Origin of the sequence: Methanimicrococcus stummii (assembly GCF_032594435.1) — an archaeon.
Taxonomy (GTDB): Archaea; Halobacteriota; Methanosarcinia; order Methanosarcinales; family Methanosarcinaceae; genus Methanimicrococcus; species Methanimicrococcus stummii.
In genome coordinates, this window is the sequence record NZ_CP131062.1 from 1,338,615 (window position 1) to 1,356,332 (window position 17,718).

13 protein-coding genes and 2 tRNA genes are annotated in these 17,718 nt (G+C 44.5%); 9 read left to right on the top strand and 6 right to left on the bottom strand.

The annotated features are described in order from the left end of the window. Positions 1–136: 136 nt before the first annotated feature. Positions 137–2,056, bottom strand: coding sequence for a sodium:solute symporter family protein (locus tag MmiEs2_RS06530; protein ID WP_316559071.1), 1,920 nt, complete (start codon positions 2,054–2,056; stop codon positions 137–139). A gap of 486 nt (positions 2,057–2,542) precedes the next feature. Between MmiEs2_RS06530 and MmiEs2_RS06535 the strand changes: the two genes are divergently transcribed. Beyond that, entirely contained in the window at positions 2,543–3,199 is a 657-nt protein-coding gene (locus MmiEs2_RS06535) for a diacylglycerol/polyprenol kinase family protein (protein ID WP_316559072.1), read from the top strand. A gap of 202 nt (positions 3,200–3,401) precedes the next feature. Here MmiEs2_RS06535 and MmiEs2_RS06540 read toward each other — a convergent pair whose 3' ends face one another. Then, on the bottom strand, positions 3,402–4,106 hold the full coding sequence (locus tag MmiEs2_RS06540) for a peroxiredoxin (protein ID WP_316559073.1): 705 nt from the start codon (positions 4,104–4,106) through the stop codon (positions 3,402–3,404). A 540-nt stretch (positions 4,107–4,646) separates the two neighbouring features. Here MmiEs2_RS06540 and MmiEs2_RS06545 point away from each other — a divergent pair. Beyond that, a complete protein-coding gene (locus tag MmiEs2_RS06545) occupies positions 4,647–7,136 on the top strand; it encodes a hypothetical protein (protein WP_316559074.1) in 2,490 nt (829 codons plus the stop codon). A 233-nt stretch (positions 7,137–7,369) separates the two neighbouring features. On the opposite strand, the gene purB is transcribed toward MmiEs2_RS06545, so the two are convergent. Next, complete coding sequence (purB, locus tag MmiEs2_RS06550; RefSeq protein ID WP_316559075.1) at positions 7,370–8,722, bottom strand: adenylosuccinate lyase; 1,353 nt, start codon at positions 8,720–8,722, stop codon at positions 7,370–7,372. Positions 8,723–8,986: 264 nt separating this feature from the next. Here purB and MmiEs2_RS06555 point away from each other — a divergent pair, with 264 nt between their 5' ends. The 4 genes from MmiEs2_RS06555 (at position 8,987) to gpmI (ending at position 13,503) form a co-directional block, all read left to right on the top strand. Beyond that, positions 8,987–9,136 (top strand): 50S ribosomal protein L40e, encoded by a 150-nt coding sequence (locus MmiEs2_RS06555; RefSeq protein WP_316559076.1) that lies wholly within the window; start codon positions 8,987–8,989, stop codon positions 9,134–9,136. 7 nt (positions 9,137–9,143) lie between these two features. Further along, the gene (locus MmiEs2_RS06560) at positions 9,144–9,899 is read left to right on the top strand and encodes a phosphoglycerol geranylgeranyltransferase (protein WP_316559077.1); all 756 of its coding nucleotides are present in this window, start codon (positions 9,144–9,146) and stop codon (positions 9,897–9,899) included. A 105-nt stretch (positions 9,900–10,004) separates the two neighbouring features. Beyond that, positions 10,005–11,756 carry an ATP-binding cassette domain-containing protein gene (locus MmiEs2_RS06565; protein WP_316559078.1) on the top strand — a complete coding sequence of 584 codons (1,752 nt, stop codon included), beginning with the start codon at positions 10,005–10,007 and terminating at the stop codon, positions 11,754–11,756. Positions 11,757–11,892: 136 nt separating this feature from the next. Then, positions 11,893–13,503 carry a 2,3-bisphosphoglycerate-independent phosphoglycerate mutase gene (gene gpmI / locus MmiEs2_RS06570; RefSeq protein WP_316559079.1) on the top strand — a complete coding sequence of 537 codons (1,611 nt, stop codon included), beginning with the start codon at positions 11,893–11,895 and terminating at the stop codon, positions 13,501–13,503. Between the two features lie 67 nt (positions 13,504–13,570). Here the strand turns inward: gpmI and MmiEs2_RS06575 are convergent, their stop codons facing one another. The 3 genes from MmiEs2_RS06575 to MmiEs2_RS06585 all read right to left on the bottom strand — a co-directional run bounded on the left by MmiEs2_RS06575 (position 13,571) and on the right by MmiEs2_RS06585 (position 15,940). Then, complete coding sequence (locus MmiEs2_RS06575) at positions 13,571–14,020, bottom strand: DUF5817 domain-containing protein (protein WP_316559080.1); 450 nt, start codon at positions 14,018–14,020, stop codon at positions 13,571–13,573. Positions 14,021–14,031: 11 nt separating this feature from the next. Continuing rightward, positions 14,032–14,685 carry an undecaprenyl diphosphate synthase family protein gene (locus MmiEs2_RS06580; protein WP_316559081.1) on the bottom strand — a complete coding sequence of 218 codons (654 nt, stop codon included), beginning with the start codon at positions 14,683–14,685 and terminating at the stop codon, positions 14,032–14,034. A gap of 73 nt (positions 14,686–14,758) precedes the next feature. Continuing rightward, positions 14,759–15,940, bottom strand: a complete 1,182-nt coding sequence (locus tag MmiEs2_RS06585; RefSeq protein WP_316559082.1) for a redox-regulated ATPase YchF — start codon at positions 15,938–15,940, stop codon at positions 14,759–14,761. Positions 15,941–16,109: 169 nt separating this feature from the next. On the opposite strand from MmiEs2_RS06585, the gene MmiEs2_RS06590 reads away from it, so the two are divergent. The 3 genes from MmiEs2_RS06590 to MmiEs2_RS06600 all read left to right on the top strand — a co-directional run bounded on the left by MmiEs2_RS06590 (position 16,110) and on the right by MmiEs2_RS06600 (position 17,688). Then, positions 16,110–17,336, top strand: coding sequence for an AI-2E family transporter (locus MmiEs2_RS06590; RefSeq protein WP_316559083.1), 1,227 nt, complete (start codon positions 16,110–16,112; stop codon positions 17,334–17,336). Positions 17,337–17,452: 116 nt separating this feature from the next. After that, positions 17,453–17,524: transfer RNA gene (locus MmiEs2_RS06595), tRNA-Arg, on the top strand. Between the two features lie 92 nt (positions 17,525–17,616). Next, a tRNA-Arg gene (locus MmiEs2_RS06600) sits at positions 17,617–17,688 on the top strand. The last annotated feature ends 30 nt before the right edge of the window (positions 17,689–17,718 follow it).

Sequence of the window (17,718 nt, forward strand, 5' to 3'; positions counted from 1 at the left end):
AAAAAGAACAAATGAAAAGATTAAGTGAAAAAACAAATGAAAAAAAACATTAGAAAAACGCAAATTGAAAAATAAAAAAAGAATAGAACGAAGAATTCGTTCTATTTTCTGTTTTAATTTAATCGTTTATTTCAATTTAAATGGCTGTCTTTTCTTCCGGCTTGATAAAGTCGGTCAAAATGCCCATGGATTGAAGTGTTTCCATGATTTCTTTGTAAGCCAAGTAAATTTCAACTTGTGCGGTTGTTGTGCTTTCAACGCGCGGTTCAGCGGAAATCCAAACTTCCTGTTCGTTGTTGCCGCGTGAAATCATCGGGCAGGACAACAAGTCTGCGTGGGTGAGACGGTAGACGGCGTTTGTTCCGGATGAAGTGAACCAAGCCGTGTTCTTTGCTCTGAGCTCTTCAATGAAGCGGTCCCAGTTCAAAGGCACAGATGCTTTCAAATCCAACTGCAAGTGTTCGCGCTCGCCGTTGACTTCCGCTTGGAGAACATCTTTGTAGCCGCCGTATTCGTTAGAAAGCGTGTCAACGCGGGAAACTTCATCGGTTTCAAGCGTTTTGGCTTCGTCTTCGAAGAAGGGTGCCAAGTTGTAAACGGAAGATTTCTTCGTCATCAAAGAAACGACAATGATTGCTGCGGCACTGAGCGCCATACTGACAATCACACCGTGGCAGGTCAAAATCGGACTGAATGTTTCAAGGTAGTAAACGCCTGCTGCGTTTGTTCCCATGTACATGTCGATTAAAACCATGCCGATCTGACAGACACCGCCGACAACTAAGGAGACGATAGCACCTTCTTTGGTCGCGCGCTTCCAGAACAATCCCACCATGAGCGGGAAGAAGTAAGCGGCACTGGCAATGTAGGTTGCGATGTGGATGTATTCGATGATGTTGATGCTGGTAAACGCAATTCCCGTTGCGCCGAAGATGATAATCAAAACGGCGATTCTGTTGACGACTTTCAATTCTTTCATTGTTGCGTCGGGTTTGATGTATCTCTGGTAGATGTCACGAGAAATCGTGGAACCGCCGGATGTCGCAAACGTGTCCATACAAGACATTGCGGCAGCGGTCAAACCGAGTGAAATCAAAACGATTACAATTCCTGAGAAGTTGTTTAAGGAATAACTCAAAAGAGCGATTTCTGCTTCGCCCATATTTGAAATCTCCGGGAAGAGGTAGCGAAGACCAAGACCCAAAAGACAGCAGCAAACGCCGAAAATGAGGAAGATCAAGAATGAGCCGAAGAAGAAACCGTTTCTGGCGTTCTTTTCATCTTTTGCGGCCCAAACTTTCTGCCACTGATCGTGTTCGGAAATCCATCCGGGAATGATTGCGATACAGAAAATGAGCACAAGCGGGATACCAATTGAGAACGGATTCCACCATCCGGTTCCGGACTGAGAGGAGGCGACAAAGTCACCGATGGAAAGCGCGCTGATGTCGGATGCTGTGAACAAAACGGCAATTGTCAAGACGATGACAACCGTTGCCAAGAGGAGATACTGAATAATATCTGTCCAAACGACAGCGGATAAACCACCGAGCAAAACATAAGCGGAAACGGCAACGACGATTAAAATCGCTGCGTAAATCGGGTCTAAGCCGAAGAAAACGTTGAAGATCAACATTAAACCGGAAACGTCAGCCGCCGCGAAAAGCATCATGACGATTGCAACAATGATTGCAACCGGTAAACGAATGGAGCCGGCATATCTCTGTTCGAGAAGTTCGGGCTGTGTAATCGCCGGCAAACTTTTGATTTTGGAAACCAAAAGACCGATGACGAAAAGAGCAATAACGTTGGGTGCTGCGAATGTCCAGATTGAACCGAGACCGCCGAGCAAATAAGACGCTGTCACCGCTAAAATGCCGCCGCCCGTAATCCAGGAGGCCGCTGCGGAGAAACCGATCGGGATGTAGCCGATTTTTCTTCCGGCAAGCCAGAAATCAACAACGGATTTCTGTTTTTTGCTGTAGTACCAGCCGATGGCAAGCAACACTAAAATGTAAATTGCCAGGCAAATACCAAACATAGATAACATATTCATAAAAATTCACCTGTATTTTTTTTACAATTGAGATTAAAATAACCCGTTTTTAAGGGCTGTTCTTTTGAATCAATTGAAAATGCCAAAAAACAACCTTTCACAATTCCTCATGTTTGAATGTGAATGTTGGAAAATGCGTTTAAATTCATTTAAATGTTTCATTAATTTTAGTTGCGCCAAACACAATTTTAGTTGAGTTGAAAAGGCAGCGCATACCAATTTTAAAAAAAAAGATTTTGCAAATTAAATGATTCATACAACGATTCATTTTCAAAAAAAATAAATAAGATCCAAAAACGATTTTCAATAAAAATTAAAAATCGGGATTTGTTTATGACAAAATTGAAAGTTGGTGCGACACACGCGCGACGCAGCACGGTACGGCACGGCGGCGGTGCTGCCGGCAGCGGCCACCGCCGCTTTCCCGCAACAGAGGTTTTTTATGTGTCGGCTTCGTACTCACCTCAAATTTAAAAGAGGTGTGAAATGCCGGCAGATGAAGCTTTTCAAAAAAAATACAGAAATGAAATCGCGCGCAAAATTCTTCATATGTGTTCGTTTTTGATTGTCATTTTCATTTATTTCGCGAATCGGCTGACCGCCTGCATTGTCATCGGCGCGCTTTTGGCACTGCTTTTCATCGGCAACACTTTGATTTTATCTTCCCGATTCACGCTCATCAACGACATCAAAGTCAAATATTTTTCATTCCTTTTGCGCGACGATGAAAAATACGGATACATCAGCTCCAATTGGTTTTTGCTCGGCTGTTTTCTCTCCGTTTTGCTCTTCCCGAAATATGTGGCAATGCTCGGAATCACCGTTTTGATTTTCGGCGACGCGTTTGCCGCGCTCATCGGCATGCGATTCGGGAAACACAAATTTAAAAACGGAAAATCATTGGAAGGAACGCTCGGTTTCATCGCCGTTTCGTGGCTGTTTTTAGCAGGATTTGTTTTGCTGCTGCCGGATGCCGGAACAGCTTTTGCGGTTGCTTCATTAATTTCAATCCCGGTTGTTGCCGTCGCTGAAATTTACAGCAAGCAGATTAAAATTGATGATAATTTGGTTATTCCGATTGTGTTCGGGATTTTAGCTTGTGTTTTGATGAAAATTTTTGAAATATCGGGATTGTTTTTGTGAAAGAAGTCAGTTCGTTACAAATTGTAACCAACAGAAAATAAAATCTAGCAGCGACATGTATTACAAAACGACTGTAAGATAAAAGAAATCGAAGACAAATGAATTGTATTTCTAAAATAAAATTTATAACAGGCAGCAAAATTGATTTTGTTTGCTACCTGTTTTTTTAATGTCTGAAATTTATCAGGATTTTAATCAAATATTACTTTTGCTTTTTTGTGACAAGGAACCAAGAATGGACAGTCTTTTCGCCGTCGCTTCCCCAGGTGTCTCTTTCCTGCGCGCCGGCAAATGTCTCGGGCGCGCCCATCACGACATCGTCGCCGGGCATCCAGTTGGCAGGCGTTGAAACGCCGTCTTTTTCATTGACCTGAAGCGCCTGAAGCAATCTCTTGATTTCTTCCATGTTTCTGCCGGCGGAAAGCGGATAGTAAAGAATCGCTTTAATCTTACCTTCCGGATTAATCATGAAAACTGCGCGAACCGCTTTTGTGTCGGATGCGCCGGGCTGAAGCATGCCGTATTTCTTGGCAACTTCCATTTTAATGTCCGCGATCACCGGGAACTTGATTTCAACGTTTTTGAGACCTTTGTATTCGACATGGTCTTTGATATCTTTGAGCCATGCGATATGAGAGGTGATGCTGTCAATTGAAAGACCGATTAATTCGGCGTTCAATTTTTTAAATTCGTCTTGCATGGTTGCGAATGTAATGAACTCGGTTGTACAAACCGGTGTGAAGTCCGCCGGGTGACTGAACAAGATGACCCATTTTCCTTTGTAATCCGCCGGAAATTTAACAAATCCGGTTGTCGTCTGCGCTTCAAATTCGGGCGCGTCATCGCCGATTAAAGGAAGGGATACAGGTTCTTCATATTCCCAGCAATCACAGTATTCTTCTGTCATTAGAATCACTTTTTGAGTTTTTATTAATTTTTTTTGTTTGAATACCGAAAATTCGATTTGAATTTTCAGAATAAAACGTTTATTCAAACAAACTCCTTAATAGGAGTAATTGTTGATAAGAGTTTCTGCTGAAATCCTGAAATTATTATAATTTTTGATTTAAATTTTTGATTTCAAAAATTACAATTGATTTCCGCGCTTATCTGTTATAATTTTAACAGAGATTAGAATAAATATGTTTCTATAAAATTGAAAATAAAACAAGATTTGAAAAAGACACCAACCGAAATTGAAAATAAAAATGTGCTGCCGCCAAACTCACATTTTTATAAAACTATTTGTAAATAAAGTATAAATTTTAAGTCCAATCATATATTTTAATATTAATAAATGCAAATGATTATAAACTAATAATTGATTACATTAGATTCTATGTTTCAAACTAAAAATGGTTTCATTAAATACATTATATTACTTACAATAATTTTGACTTTTTTAACACTCCCGGCAATCGCTGCGGATCCCGTTGACGTTAACCAAATGGATTCAGCTGTTTACGCGAATGGAAACCCGATCATCATTTACGAAGACGGCGGCAGCACTTATGTCAAAACCGCCCCCGGATATCCTGCATACGATTCAAAAACATTTGGACTCGCAATTGACGGTTACGCAATTTTCGGCGGCTCCGAAGACAATTCTTACGGCGCGGGCTGGATGGCAGAGATGACACTCATCACGCTTCAAAGCGGAACCGTTGGCAACATTTACGGCGGCAACAGAGGAATCCCCTCATCCGGCGAAGCCGTTTTGAATACAGTCATAACGATTACCGGCGGTAATGCCGACACCGTTTACGGCGGCAATATGGACGGGACATTAAACAACAGCATGCTTCATATCGTTTATACAAACGGCGCAGTCAACGCGATTTACGGCGGCAGCGACACGGGAGACATTTTAAACAGCTACCTTTCCGTAACGACAAACAATGTCGCTAACACTGCAACTTCAAAAATCGGAATAATTTACGGCGGCAGCGACCACGGGCACATTTTTGAAAGCGGAGCCGGAAATTCCGAAATCAACGTTAACGTCAGAAATTCAATAATCCCCACAGTTTACGGCGGCAGTAAAGCCGGCAACATTACAGGGAACATTTCTGTTTCAGCGATTGATTCAAATATTTCATTATTCCACGGCGGCAGCAAAGGCGCTTTCCAAAGCGGCGGAACGGGTGTTGTTCATTTCGGTCACACCGGAAACATTTACGGCAACATCAATTCTCATTTCCAAAACACATCGGGAAACGTTGCATTCGGCGCTTCCGAATACGGTGAAGTTTTCGGAAACGTTGTCTTCCACCTCAACGCTTGTCCGATTTGCGACGAAGGTGAAAAAGACGTGGCACCGCACATTTGCTTAAACTCAACACCGGGAATCGTTCATACATATAATACGGTTATCGGCGGCGGCGGAGACAACATCGGTGCGACGCGTTATCCGGAAATCAATTACGCCAACGTTTACGGTGACACAAAACTTGTTGTTGCCGGAGAGACACGAATTGATTATCGTTTGATGGGCGGCGGACGTCAAGGAAATGTTCGAAAAGTTCTTGACGGACTTGGAAATCCGACCGAAGACGGCGGCAATGTAACGTTAATTGTTAAAGGAAAAACTTACTTTTACTGGAGCTGCGCCGCAGGTTATTACAGTTACAAAGGTTTGGTTGCCGAAGGAAATGTGAATACCATCCTTGGCGGCAACACGGATTCATATCAATATAACGGCGGCGGTGAATTTGGCGGTGTCGGCGGTGAAATTACAACAATAATCAAAGAAAACGCAAAATCGTATACAGTATACGGCGGTACATCAACGCATTATTGGTGGAATAATTACAATGCCCCGGATGAAACAACCGATACAAAAGCAACCGTTATTGTCGAAAACGGAACAATTGATTACCTCCTCAGCAATCAGAAAGGCTATTTAAGAAATTTTGAGGTGATTATAAACAATGGCACCATTCTTGCATTATACGGAGGGGGCGGTTTTGACCATTCCCACACGGAAAACACGACTATTTATCTCAACGGCGGCAACATTTCTTATGTATTTTCCGGCGGTAATGATTTCTCTACGGTTTTGATAAATAAATCCACGGTTTATGTCGGGCCGAACATCGGAAAAGATCCGGGCTCAACTATTCCGATCATTTACGGCGGTGGCGCTCAAGCAGGCTCTCGCACCGGGAGTGTTGAAATTATCATAGACGGCGCACATCTGAATGATGTTTTCGGCGGCGGTTTTGGTTATACAAATTCTTCGTCTGTCATAATTAAGAACGGATCCGAGGTCACAAAATTAAGAGCAGGCGGACCTTCCGGATCGGAAGTCAACAATGCCGGCATAGAAATGATAAACGGCACCGTCAACACATTATACGGCGGCGGTTACAATTCTACCGTCAACAATTCAACAATCAACGCTTCCGGCGGAGAAATTGATGTTTTGTATCTCGGCGGATATCACAATATTGCAAATCCGACGGATGTTTCAAATGTTGTCAATTCTGTTTTGAAACTTTCGGGAACCGCGATTACCGGCGGCAAAATTTATGGCACCGGCGAGATGGAAACCGACACTGTTGACGAGGTTTTCATTCATCTTCACGATTTAAAAACAAAAGATTACTGGTATTATTTTGATGAAGATTCACTTTCGAATGCCGAATTGAGAATTATCAGATACGGTCAGCTTTTAAGATACGGAATCGTTGAAGTGGATGATTCAAGCCGTCCGATTTATTTGTTCCCGTACACGCTTTTTGAAAAAGATCCCGGAAATAATACGTCGACATCTTCCGGCGGCGGCAAGACCATCAATCCGAGTTCGCCGATGGGCGGCGTTGAAGAAACACCGGAAGGATTTAAAACGGAAGTTGAAACGCCGATTATTATTGTTTTGCTGTTCCCGCTTGCAATCGCATCGTATTGTTACAGGCGAAAAGAAGACAAAGATTGAGTTGATTTTTAAAAACACAAAATGAAAAGGCGAAATTCGTCTTTTCACTTTTTTTAAAAACGGCAGCTTGTTTTTTCAATACTTTTTTTAAAAAAACAGGGATTGTTTTTTCAAATTTTTAAAACCGGTGCGACTCGCGCGCGGCGGCAGCGCAACTGCTGCGAGACGGCAAACACAAAAACAGCAAGATAAAACCTGTAAAAAAAGAAATAAATATAAAACGGAAGATAAAATCAGATTTTATTTCCGTATTTCGCTTTTAATTTTTGATTCAAATTGTCAACCTGTTCCACCGCCGTTCCGATGTATTTGTACGGGTTGACCAAGTTTTCAATATCATCGCCGGTTAAAACGGCGGCCAATTCTTTGTCCGAGAGCAGCGCATCTTTGAAGTGAACGTTTTCTTCAACGGACTTCATGGCGGCCGAGCGGACAATTTCGTGCGCTTCCTGGCGGCCGACACCGCGAAGCGTGAGTTCGATCATGATGGCTTCGCCCATATTCAAGCCGTTGAGAAGGTTTAAATTTCTTTCAATGTTGGCTTGATTGAATCTCAAATTTTCCAAAACATTGATGCCGAGATTAATAATATGATCCGCCAAAATGCAGCCTTCCGGGAAAACAATTCTCTCGGCCGACGAATTCGTCAGGTCGCGTTCGTCCCAAAGCGTGTTGTTTAAAAGTTCCGTTTCAACAAATCCGCGGACAATGCGCGCAAGACCGCAAATCTGTTCGGATTTAATCGGATTTCTTTTGTGCGGCATCGTTGAAGAGCCGACTTGTTTTTTGCCGAATCCTTCTTCAAGCTCGCCGATTTCACTGCGCTGCATGGAGCGGATTTCGGTTCCGATTTTGTCGAGCGTTGTCACAACGCCGGCCATCCACATCACAAATTCCGCATGGCGGTCTCTTTGAATCAGCTGGTTGGAAACATCAACCGAGCCGAGGCCCAAATATTCCATCGTTTTCTTTTGGATTTCAATGCCGTTCTTGCCGAAAGCCGCCTGCGTTCCGACAGCGCCGCTCATCTGGCCGACCAAGAGGCGCGGTTTGAGTTCGCCGAGGCGGTCGATGTGGCGGTCCACTTCGGACGCCCAAATCGCAAAGCGGAGACCGTAAGTTGTCGGAACGCCGATTTGTCCGTGCGTTCGACCGCAGCAGACGGTGTTTTTGTGGTCTACCGACTGTTTGACCAAAATGGCAAGCAAACGATAAAGTTTGTCTTCCATGACAGCGACAGCTTCCTTGAATTGAAGCGCGGTTGCCGTGTCTAATATATCATTGGAAGTCGCGCCGAAGTGAACCCATTTGCCGGCATCGCCTTGGCATTGTTCGGCAATCGCCTTGACAACAGCCATCATATCGTGGTTGATTTCGTTTTCGATTTCATCGACACGGTCCCATTTGACATGCGGAAGAGAGTTTCCGATTTCAAGCGCGGCGTCTTTGGGAATCATTCCGAGATCGGCTTCGGCGCGGGAAAGCGCGATTTCTGTTTCAACAAGCGTTTGAAGTCTTTTTTCTTGAGTCCAAACGTCTTTCATTTCCTTTGTTCCGTAACGGAATTCAATCGGATGGATAGGCATTTCTTTTGCTCCGTTATCATAATTTGATAATAATATTGATAGTAAATGATAATAGTGAAAATAGCCTTGATGTTTAATACAGATATAAATTTAATGTGTTCAACGGAAAATATCCAAAACTCTTATATGTATTAAGTGATAGTTATCATTCCTTTGAACAACAAGTTAATTGATATTTTATTGAATCGGTTTTGCGGTTCAGCTGATGCATTTTAACTTAAATTCATAATTTTACAATTATTCAATTTATTCAGGTGAATTATTATGGGAAAATTTCCGGAAGCAGACGAACGCTTATTAAAGAAAAAGATTTGTATGAAATGTAACGCGCGCAATTCTATCCGCGCAACCCGCTGCAGAAAATGCAACTATCCGAACCTCAGATTGAAGGCAAAGGACAAGAGCGGAGCGTGATTGCGTAATGACGGTGGAAGAGTACCTCTCGGAAATCATCCAAAAGGAAGGCATCGCTCACGTTACACTGATCGATCCGGCCTCCCAAAAACCCGAAGAGGCGGTGCGTTTGGCAACCGAAGCTGTTGCCGGCGGAACAAACGCGATTATGCTCGGCGGCTCAACCGATGCCGGCGGCCAGCTTTTGGACCTTACCGCCAAGATGATCAAAGAGAACGTCTCAGTCCCCATCATCCTTTTCCCGGGCAGCACGTCCGGCTTTACAACCAACGCGGACTGCGTTTTGTTCATGAGTCTGTTGAACTCCCGCGATCCGCATTATATCGTCGGCAACCAAATGCTCGGCGCTTTAACGCTTTACAAAACCGGCATGGAATCCATTCCGATGGCGTACCTCGTTTGCGAGCCCGGCGGAACAGTCGGCTGGGTCGGAGACGCGAAACTCCTTCCGCGCGCCAAGCCGGAACTCGCCGCGGCCTACGCTTTGACCGGCAAATACTACGGCATGCGCTACACCTACCTCGAAGCAGGATCCGGCGCAGACTCACCGCTTCCCCCCGAAATGATCGGAACGGTCAAACACGTCTTAAAAGACAGCGTTTTAATCGTCGGCGGCGGAATCCGCGACGGTAAAGCGGCAGCAATCTGCGCGAAAGCCGGTGCCGATATCATCGTGACCGGAACGGCGATTGAAAAAGCCGATGATGTCAAAGCCTTAACGGCTGAAATCGTCATGGGTGCCAAAATGGGCAAAAAAGCTTAATTTTGCCGAAAAATTATTTATTATCATTAATATTCGCCGCTTTCGCGGCTTTTTTTATTTAATTTTATTTTTTGACATTTACTTTTCCTTTGCGGAGGTTTTAGTGTGCTGAAGGTCTCTCATCTCGTTAAAGAATATCAGACGGCTCACGGAGAAAAACGTGTTTTGAATGATTTGTCTTTTGAAGTATCTGCTGCCGAAATTGTCGGAATTACCGGAAAAAGCGGCGCAGGCAAAACAACTCTTTTAAAAATTCTGCGCGGCGTTGAATCTTTTGACGGCGGCGCGATTGAAATCGATGGTCAAACCATTTTGCCCGATTCCGGAAAAGAGGGCGAGAAAATTCTTCGCCAGGCGACCGCAATTCATCTTCAGCGCAATTTCGGACTTTGGAGCGGCCCCGCCATTGAAAACATTATCCGCAGATTGAATTTTCATATTGTCGGCACCGAAGCCCTTCCGCTTCCCGATCACTATACTTATCAAGACCTTTACGATGAGGCGCTTTCCATTTTGAAAATGGTTCACTTAGAAGACAAAGCGCTCCATTCGACCGACCATCTCAGCGGCGGCGAAAAACAGCGTCTCGTTTTGGCTCGCCAGATTGCCGCGCGCCCGAAAATTATGCTTTTGGACGAGCCCGTCACGATGACCGGCCCCGACACGAAACAGGAAATTTTAGACGTGATTTTGGAATTAAAAGAAAAGCTTAACATTCCGATTCTCGTCGTTTCTCACCTCCCCGAAGTTCACGCATACCTTGCCGACCGCGTTTTGTTTTTAGAAGACGGCAAAATCGCAATGGAAGGCGACCCCGCAACGGTTCTTAAATCATTCCTGAAAGACATGGAACCGAAAGAGCCTTTGCTCAACGTTTCTGAGCTTGCGCCGTGCGTTCGCGCGAAAGACGTTTCCAAGCGCTACAGCCTGATTCGCGTCGGCGAAGTTTTAAACATTCAGAATTTGAATTTTGAGATTTATGAAAAACAAATTACGACTTTTATCGGCAGTTCCGGCGCCGGCAAAACAACCGTGATGAAGCTGCTTGAAGGCATGGTGCCGCCGACATCGGGAACGATTGAAATCCTTTATCGCGAGCATGAAAACGGCAGCGCAAAATCGGACGGCAAATGGATTGACATCGGCGCTTACAACGAAAACCGCATTTATTTACGAAGCGTCATCAGCATCATGAATCAGGAATTTTCAATGTCGGTCAACTCCACCGTTCGCGACCAGATTCGATTCCGTTTGAGCATGAAAACGAGACATTCCATTGATGTCGCGAAAGACCGCGCCGCCGAATTCGGAATTCCGCCGCAGGTTTTAGACATCATTTATCGTTTGCCCGACATGACAACGGAAGAAAAAGACACAGTCATGAGCGAACTCGGAATTCCCGAAGACATTTTTTCTCAGCTTTTCCCCGTCTTCCCGTCTTCTAATGTCGATGAATACGCGGCGCCGATTTTCAAAGCGCTTGACTTGCCGCTTGAAATTTTGGATCAAAAACCCGACCAAATCAGCGGCGGCGAACACGTTCGCGCCTTTATCGCGCTCAGTTTGGTAACATCACCCGATTACTTATTTTTGGACGAGCCGTTCGGCGACTTGGATCCGGTCACGCTGCGCGATGTGACAAACGCACTCAAGCGCATCAACAAAGAATTCGGAACAACCATCGTCATGGTCAGCCACCACATGGATTTCGTCAAAGAAGCTTCCCACAGAGCGATTTTAATTGACAGCGGCGCAATTGCGATGGACGGCGACCCTGCCGAAGTTTGCAGCGCGCTGATTCAAAAGAGTAACGCCAAATATTTGGATTTTGATATTGAAAAATTAATGCAGGAATAAATTTCTGCATTTTTTCAAAAACGCAATTGGGTTTTTTATTTTTTGTAAAGTTTGTGCGGCTTGCGCGCGGCGCACTGCCGCAAAAATACTGCATATAACCAAAAATATTAATCATTTCTTTTCTTTTAATTATCCCATGAATAATCAAAAAACAAATTTTTCTAAAAAACCTCTTCTTTTAATGATTCTTGACGGCTGGGGGTACAACCCGAAAACGGAAGGAAACGCCGTATTTGAAGCAAATACGCCGAATTTGGATCGCCTTGAAAAAAATTATCCGACCGCGCTTGGCGCAACTTCGGGAGAAGATGTCGGGCTCCCCGAGGGTCAAATGGGAAATTCCGAAGTCGGGCACCTGAATATGGGTGCCGGCCGAATCGTGTATCAAGATTTGACGCTGATTAACAAAGAAATCGAAGACGGAACTTTTTATCAAAATCCCGCGCTTCTCCAAGCGGTAACGGCCGCTAAGGAAAACGGAAAAGCGCTTCATTTGATGGGGCTCGTTTCTTACGGCGGCGTTCACAGCCATATGAATCATTTAAAAGCGCTTTTGAAGCTGGCGAAAAAAGAAAGCTTAGATCACGTTTACGTTCACGCGTTTTTAGACGGCAGAGATGTTTCACCGAAATCCGCGATGAACGATCTTAAAGATCTTGAAAAATTCATGAGCGATGAGAAAATCGGAAAACTTGCGACCGTCACCGGCCGATATTACGCAATGGATCGCGACAAAAGATGGGACCGGACGGAAAAAGCGTATGACGCTTTAACGCTTGAAACCGGAGATTTGAAACGGGATCCCGACATCGTTTTAACAAATTCGTGGGAAAACGCGCTTTCGGATTCGTTTGAAAAAGGCGAAACGGACGAATTTGTCAAGCCGATTGTGCTCTTAGATGACGGCGGAAAAAGAGTCGGATTCATCGGCGACGGCGATTCCGTCATTTTCTTCAATTTCCGCCCCGACCGCGCGCGTCAGCTGACTTACGCGTTTGTCGAGCCGGATTCAAAAATCGGATTTAAGCGGAAAAATTTCCCGAAAACGCATTTTGTCGGCATGACACCGTATGATGAAGAATTAGATATTCCGGTCGCGTATCCGCCGAAAGATTTGAAAAACACAATCGGCGAATATTTGGCGGCAAACGGCAAAAGCCAGCTTCGAATTGCCGAGACGGAAAAATACGCGCATGTGACGTTTTTCTTTAACGGCGGCGTTGAAGAGCCCAACATTAACGAAGACCGCGTTTTGATTCCGTCGCCGAAAGTCGCGACATATGATTTAAAACCGGAAATGAGCGCGTATGAAGTCACCGATGCGCTGCTTGAAAAAATCGACGGCGGCAAATACGATTTCATTGTCCTCAATTTCGCCAACATGGACATGGTCGGCCACACCGGCGATATTGCCGCTGCAAAAGCGGCAGTCGAAGCGGTGGACGCATGCGTCGGAAAGCTGGCGGACAAAGTGCTTGCTGCAGGCGGCGCGTTGTTCATCACGGCGGATCACGGAAACGCGGAACAAATGGAAGAGGCGGACGGCTCGCCCTGCACGGCGCACACGACCAATCCTGTCAAAATGATTTACGCCGATAAAGATAATTTGGACGAGGCCGGAAAGCCGAAAATGAGTTTAAGAGACAGCGGCAGGCTTTGCGATATCGCGCCGACACTTTTAGAAATAATGGGAATGGAAATTCCGGAAGAAATGACGGGAGAAACGCTTCTTGTTAAAAATGAATAATTAACCCGAGCTCGTAATTTCAAATCATTTTTGAAAACGATGCAACTCGCGCGCGACGGCGCATCCGTCAAACAAGCGCGATTAATCCTTTATCCGGCCGATAAACTTCACCGGCCTGAATTAATTTATCTAATATTTTATGAAAATCGTCGCCGTCAACACCGCGCTCGCCGCAGTAAAATTCACAATCGGCGACAATCATTGTGCCGTTTTCTTTGAGAATATCCAAAATGATTTGCTGCGGTTTCTTAACTTTTATCGGCTTGATTAAAACTTCTTTATCGACAGGCGCTGTCAGAGCGGAAGCCGAAAGTGAGCCCGGTGTTTGGCTGAGTTCGGCTTGAAGAACGGAGCGTTTTTCAACTGCTTCCGCTTGTGTTTCAAACGGGCCGAAGAAACGCAGGCTGTCCGTTTGGAGTTTGGCGCCGCACTTCTGACAGGCGACCGTTTTGTGTCCGGGCTGCCACAGCTGCGCTTGAGACTGACATTTCGGACAAATAAAAACATACCAAGACATTAAATCACCAATCAGGCGCCGTAACGACGCTCCCGTTTATAAAAACTGTCAAAAGCCTTCTTAAAATCCGCGTCTGTCAAACGGCGAATATCTTTTTCAAAGAAATAATATTCGGAATAAACAGTTTGCCAAAGCATAAAATCCGTCAGCGTGTTTTTGGTGTGAGACATCACAAAATCAGGTTCGAACGGCAATTTCAATTGAGACGAAATGTATTTTGAAGTCATTTCATTCGGATTTGCTTCATTTTTTTCACATTTTACAATGAAATCAGAAAGAATGCGTTTCAATTCATCACGGCCGCCGAGATCGAAAACAAAAAGAACCGATAATTGACCGGATTTGGATGTGGATTCGGATCCGGATTCGAATTGAACCGAATCGGAATTGTCATAATTTTCAACAATCGCAAGCCTTTCGGAATCGAAAGCTATTTTTTTTGAAACCGTTTGAATTTGGTTTTTAAAATATTGAATCAAATCATTTTTCCTTTCGGTGCTGATTGTTTTTAAGAAATCAACGTAAATAATCAAATTCAAAACGCCTTCATTTTCAATAACGGAAAATCGGGAAAACAGATTTTCAATGCTTCCCGCGTCCAAAAGGTCGCTTTCATTCAAAATCAGAAGAAGCGTCTCAAGTTTGTTTCCGGATTCCGTTTTCATATTCAATCATCAAGAAAATGATTTTGTTGTGATTTTGTTGTGATTCGTCGTGATTGCGCGCAGTGCCGCCGAATTATTTCGCCGTTGAAACAATTTTAATTACGTCGCCGTTTTGAAGCTCGTGCTTTTCCGCGAGGCGCATCTTGGTTCGCGCGTCAACCGCGTACAAGAAATGGTCGCCGATGTCGGAATGGATTTTGTAAGCCATGTCCTTGCAGGTCGAACCGCGCTTCATCAGGTAAGCGTCCGGCAGCATGTCACCGGTTTTGTTCGTCCATTTGCCTTCGTCTTCGACCGGATAAACCACAATCATATCCAAAAGCTCGAAAACCGCGCGGTTGATACATTCCTGAACGCCCGTGCTCTTGTGCGTTTCAAGCAGCTGTTTCACGGCGTTAAGTCCTTTTTCCTGCGCCGGGCTGATGTCGCCTGCGATTTCAAAATTCTCGGCGCCCGGCGTATAATGAATAACACCGGCCTTCGCCGCGGATTTTAATGCAAGTTCGGCGGCGGCGCTGGTTTGAATAATTGTTTTGTCTTCCGACTCAACCGGTGAAATGCCGAGTCCTTCGAGCGCGTCAAATTTGTTGGCTGCAATAATCATCGGCTTGCTTTCTTTTCGAATGCTTTGGCACAAACGAATCATATCTTCTTCCGTCCATTTCGCCGGATCAACGGAATACAAATCCGTTTCATGAAGCGCGTAATTCGCATGCTCGACTGTTACGCCCGCGCCGCTGAGCTGATCGGCGACGGCTTCTTCGGATTTCAAACCTTCCGCGCGGATTTTCCGGGAAAGTTTTGCCCAATTGCGATTTAAAATTTCAAACATCCACATTTCAAGTTCGTAATCCAAAAATTCAATATCTGCCACCGGGTTGCCGGAGCCGGGCTCAATCGAATTTCCTTCGGCATCGGTTGACGCGGATGCATCGACGACATGAATAATTGCCTGCGCCTGCCTGAGATCGTCTAAGAACGAATTGCCGAGACCCTTTCCTTTGTGCGCGTCCGGAACCAAACCGGCCACATCGATAATGTCGATCGGAACATAACGAATGCCGTCTTTGCATTTGCCGCAGCGCGTTTCGCGTTCCGTACACGGACAGGGCGTTTGGATGTAGGCGACACCGTGATTGGCGTGAATCGTCGTAAAAGGATAATTTGCAATCTCAACGTCCGCCATGGTGACGGATTTAAAAAACGTAGATTTACCGGCGTTGGGTTTTCCTGCAAGCCCTAAAGTCATTGACATAAAAGATGAATAGGGGTTGTAAGATTTAAAGTTTTTACGGGGATAAAAAAATTAAAATGTAAATTGTTTTTATCATATGAAAACTATAAAAGGATTAACACCCTAATCCATTTCAATAAGAGAATCAGTAAGATAAAACGGAAAACGAATATTAAGGTTTGAGAATAAAATGGGTTTGTCAATTAATAAAAAAGTGTGGCAGTACATGCTGATTGCAACTGCACTCCTCCTTCTTGTTATTTCATTCCTTTTCTACATCAAGCCCGTTTTTATCGCGCTTGTTCTTGGTGTTTTAGCAACGGTTCTTTTGGACAGAATTTTTGAAATTTTCAATAAAGTGACGAAAAACTGTTCAACCGCAAAGCGAAAAGGAATCGCGCTTATCAGCACCGTTTCAATAATTCTTTTTATCGGCATTTTGGCTTTTGCCGGCACCGTGAATCTTTTAACAAACGTTAACGCGGTGATTGCTTCTCTGGAAGATTTTACCGGACAGTACAATGAAACCGCTGAAAACATGGCCGAAGACATTACGAATATTTCGTTTGATGACCGCCAGATTATCATCGGAGAAGGCGGAGCGCGCCCCAATCCGGAAAGCGATTCCAATCCGGACGCGTCAGACCCGCCGCCTGACGCTTCAAATACAACAAACGCCGCGAACACAACGATGTTCGGTTTTGATATGAGTACGACAAGTATCATCCAATCGATTTTAACATCCGGCGGCGGAATCATGACATCAACGACGGGAACGATTTCATTCATCGGAACAACGTTGTTCGCGTCCTGTTTGATTATCCCGATCATGGCCGGCTATTATTTTAAAGAAAAAGGAAAAATCCGCAACAAAGTCATTGTTGTCGTCCCGGACAAATACAAAGAATCGGTCAGCACGACGATTCAAACCGTTGTCAGCGACATGGGCGCGTACACTATTATGAAAATATTGGAAGCGATTGTGATTATTTTCCTCTATTGCGCCGGATTTTATGTCGTCGGCATTCCGCATTGGCTTTTTGCCGGAATTTTAATGGGGTTGTTTAACATTGTCCCGTACGTCGGCTTTGTTTTGCCCGCGATTCCGGTCACCGTTTACGCGTACACGCTCGGAACGGAAGTGATGCTCGCCGTCATCGGCATCATTGTTGTGATTCAGTTTTTCGATTATTTCTTCATTCTGCCGAATATGGTTATGAAAACCGTCAAAATCGGATCGTTTACAGCTGTTATTTTAACGCTTGCCGGATTGAAAATCGCAGGCGTTTTCGGGTTAATCTTCGCAGTCCCGCTGTATATTTTCTGTAAAATCATATTGACCGCTTGTTACAGAATGTTAGTTTCCATGTATCCCGATCCGACCGACCCGAACGAAGCGATTTTAGACGAAGGATGAATGCGGTTTGCGATAAAAATCATGAATGCATTTGAAATACAAAATCCGATTGATGTACTCATTGACTCCGATAATAAGGTTTATATTCTATATCAGCTATTCATGAATCTCAGCGTGTCCTGATAGGGTAGTGGATATCCTGGAAGCCTGCGGAGCTTTCGACCTGAGTTCGAGTCTCAGTCGGGACGCTAAAAAAGAAAGGCGGTCGTTTTTATGAAATGACCGCCTTTTTTGTTATATACAAACAATTCTTTTACAAAATTTTAAAAAATATATAAAAGCCCCGATAGGGTAGCGGATATCCTGAGAGCCTCCGGAGCTTTCGACCTGAGTTCGAGTCTCAGTCGGGGCGCTTTTTTAACAGATTTTTTATTTGTTTTGA